1 protein-coding gene and 1 pseudogene are annotated in these 2,042 nt (G+C 76.2%); one reads left to right on the top strand and one right to left on the bottom strand.

Features of this window, described 5'->3' with window-relative positions:
• Nucleotides 1-897: pseudogene (locus V7793_RS36880) on the top strand (regulator); the annotation flags it as partial.
• A gap of 301 nt (nt 898-1,198) precedes the next feature.
• Here the strand turns inward: V7793_RS36880 and V7793_RS36875 are convergent.
• The coding region (locus tag V7793_RS36875) for an FAD-dependent oxidoreductase (protein ID WP_336014041.1) at nt 1,199-2,042 on the bottom strand (844 nt) is incomplete at its 5' end.

Raw genomic sequence — 2,042 nt, 5'->3', positions numbered from 1 at the left:
CGGGTCTCGATGGGCGACATCGCCGCGCTGCGCTCGGTCGGCGAGCTCTTCCGCACGCTTGACCACGCCTATGGTGGCGGGCACGCCCGCCAGGCCCTCGTGCGCTACCTGGAGCACGAGGCCGAGCCGATGCTGCGCGGCACGTACGGGGAGGCGACGGGGCGGCGGCTCTTCGCCGCCGTCGCCGACCTCACCCGGCTGGCCGGATGGACGTCGTACGACATCGCCGCGCACGGCCTGGCGCAGCGGTACTTCGTCCAGGCGCTGAGGCTCGCCCAGGCCGCGGGGGACCGCGCCTACGGCAGCTACGTGCTCGTCACCATGAGCCGGCAGGCCGTCTACCTCGGCCACGGCCGGGAGGCCGTGCAGCTGGCCAGGGTCGCCCAGCAGGGCATCGGCTCCAGCGCCCCGTCCGTCGTGCAGTCGCTGCTGCACGCGGTGGAGGCGCGCGGCCACGGCGTCCTCGGAGAGGTGCGGGCCTGCTCGGCGTCGCTGGCGCGGGCGGAGAGGGCGCTGGAGTCCTCCCGGCCGGGGGACGACGTGCCGTACTGGGCCCGCTTCTTCGACGAGGCCCAGCTGGCGGACGAGTTCGGGCACTGCCACCGCGACCTCCAGCAGTACCGGGCCGCCGCGCAGCACGCGGAGCGCTCCCTGCAGCTGCGCAGCCAGTCGTACGCCCGCAGCAGGCTCTTCTGCCGCGTGGTGCTGGCCACGGCGCGGCTGGGCCTGGGAGAGCTGGAGCAGGCGTGCCAGCTGGGCGCGGAGGCGGCACAGGCGGCGGCCGAGATGCGGTCGGTGCGGGCGCTGGAGTACATCCGCGACTTCGAACGGAGGCTGGAGCCGTACCGGGACGCGGCGGCGGTCCGGGCGTACCGGGAGAAGGTGGCGACGCTGTAGCCCGTGCGGGCGGCGGTGGGGGCATTGCGGTGCCCCCACCGCCGGTTCGCCTGCGGCGGGCTTGTCACGGCGCCCCGGCCTGGGGCAGCTCGGCACCGCCGGTCACCTCCGGTGGGGGTGGATCACCGTCGCGGCGGGTTCGAAGGCCCGGCCTCCTGAGCTCCGGGTCCTTGCCTGCGGCCGGCAGCCTCTTGCCGCAGGCAAGGACTCCCGCCGCAACGGCGGGCAACCCCACCGGAGGTGACCGGCGGTGCCGTACGAGCTGTACGAGCCGTAAACCCCGGGCCCCGGCCGGAGGCCGCTACGCCGCCTGCAGTTCCTCCGCGTCCTGGGGGGCGCGGATGCCCAGGTCCCGCAGGACTGCCAGTGCGGCCCTCCGGCCGGAGAACAGGGCTCCCTGGACCGTGCTGGTGTCGCGGTGGTCGCCGCAGACGTACAGGCCCGACAGGAGCCGCACCGGGCGGCGTACGTCGTGGGGGGCCGGCATGGCCGGGACCGCTTCCGGGTCGTGGTGGGCCGCGAGGAGCTGCCAGTCGGCGGCCGGGGCGCCGTAGACGCGGGCGAGCTGGGCGCGCGCGGCGCGGTCGAGTTCGGCGAGGGGCAGGCCCGCGGCAGCGCCCAGCACCGTCGAGGTGATCAGGGGCCGCCCGGCGGGCGCCCGTGAGGGGTCCACCTCGCTGGTCACCATGGTGTGGGCGACGGGCCCGCGGCGGCCCGCGGCGATGATGAGGGAGGCCTCGCGCAGCGGCGGTTCGTCCGCGGTGTGGTGGAGCACCGTCACCGGGTGGAAGCCGGGCAGCCGCAGGCCGGGGATGAGTTCGGCGGCGGCGCTCGCACCCGTGGCCACGACGACCGAGCGGCAGCGCAGGACGCCGTGCTCGGCGGTGGTCACGGAGGTGGTGCAGGCGGCCTTGGCGTGGACGCCGGTGCGCACCGTGCCGGGCGGCAGCAGGTCCGCCAGGAGCGCCGGTACGGTGTCGGCCCCGCCGGCCGGCAGACAGAGGCGGCCACGCGCGTAACCCCGTAGGACGAGGTCGGCGCAGCGGCTGGAGGTGGTCAGGTCCGGATCGCACAGCAGGGACGCCAGCAGGGGCCGCAGGAACACCTCGACGGTGCGGGCGGGCAGGCCGCGGCCGGCGAGCGTC

It is taken from the genome of Streptomyces sp. KLMMK (genome assembly GCF_036961605.1).
Classification (GTDB): Bacteria; Actinomycetota; Actinomycetes; order Streptomycetales; family Streptomycetaceae; genus Streptomyces; species Streptomyces telluris.
The sequence above is the reverse complement of the archived record's forward strand: the minus strand, read 5'-3'. Positions and strand labels throughout refer to the sequence as shown.